General features: G+C 29.8%; 2 pseudogenes. Both read right to left on the bottom strand.

The window, feature by feature from the left end:
• Positions 1-279 precede the first annotated feature (279 nt).
• Positions 280-731: pseudogene (locus tag ACSBRB_RS10595) on the bottom strand (protein rep); the annotation flags it as partial.
• A 6-nt stretch (positions 732-737) separates the two neighbouring features.
• Positions 738-1,139 (bottom strand): annotated as a pseudogene (locus tag ACSBRB_RS10590) (replication-associated protein RepA family protein); the annotation flags it as partial.
• Positions 1,140-1,216 lie beyond the last annotated feature (77 nt).

Here is a 1,216-nt window from a genome sequence, read left to right as displayed (position 1 = left end):
CATGCTAGCAAGTTAAGCGAACACTGACATGATAAATTAGTGGTTAGCTATATTTTTTTACTTTGCAACAGAACCTAAAAATGTATGGTCTGGCGAAGCCAGACATTTCAAGGGATACAGCGATTTCTAAAGTGCAATCATTTTTTGCTTTTGTACCCAAAATGTCCCCCTACATCTTGTGCCTGTACCCAAAATGTACCCAAACGTTTTTTAGCAATTTTCAATAAAAAAACGCTAGCTTTTTCGTTAACGTTTTAAAAAGAATATCAAAATTTATACTCAAATTTCTTCGTCAATTTCATCAATCATTTGATGATTAATTTTACTTTTTTCTTCTTCGGTTAAATCAAAAATTTCACTTGCTAAGTATTCTTTTTGGTTCCAGTGATAAAAAATTTGATAAATATATTCTGTCGGATCTACTTCTTTAAGATAATCTAAATCCCCATTTTTTAATTTCTTTCTTGCCTCTTTAAACAGTCCAGAATAAACAAGAATCTGTTTCCCTTTGAGTGATTTATAAAATGTATCGAACACTCTTTGATTAATTAAGTAGTCGCTATCTTTACCAGAATACTTCGCCATTTCGTATAATTCTTTGTTGTTATTTTTTGAACATGTACTTGTGTGATTTCATCAATTCCTGTCACATCACGCCATAAATTCAGCCATTCTTTTTGACTAATATAATATCGTTTGTCTGTAAAATACGATTTGTTAACAGTAATTAAAGTAAGTTATTGATTAAATAAAGAAGTGATTGGTAAATGCTCACGTCGTTTATTAAGTGTATGCATCTCTGCGAATTCAGATTTGAGAGATGTCATAAGATAACCTTGCATTGCTTGGACGCTTTCATTTTTTTGAATAAGCATAGCTTTAAAACGTTTAAGTACATAAATCACTTCTAACTCCATATCTTCCAATAAGTAATATGAGTCAATCGAATTGTTAAAAGAAGTCTTGGCTTTTAAGAGTACAGATTTGATAATCTTAATTTCAAGTACAGAAAAGTTGTTTAAATAATTTTGAATATTTTGTGGTAATTCTTCGAGTAATTGGAATTTTAAAGCCTCATCATTAAAGTTTGAATTGTAGTGATTTGAATGATGTGTATGATTATTATGATATGTTAATTTTGGTTCTGTTGCAAAGTAAAAAAATATAGCTAACCACTAATTTATCATGTCAGTGTTCGCTTAACTTGCTAGCATGA

It is taken from the genome of Staphylococcus auricularis (assembly GCF_051172115.1).
Lineage (GTDB): Bacteria > Bacillota > Bacilli > Staphylococcales > Staphylococcaceae > Staphylococcus > Staphylococcus auricularis_A.
Note: the sequence above shows the minus strand (reverse complement) of the source record. Positions and strands in the feature narration are given on the sequence as shown.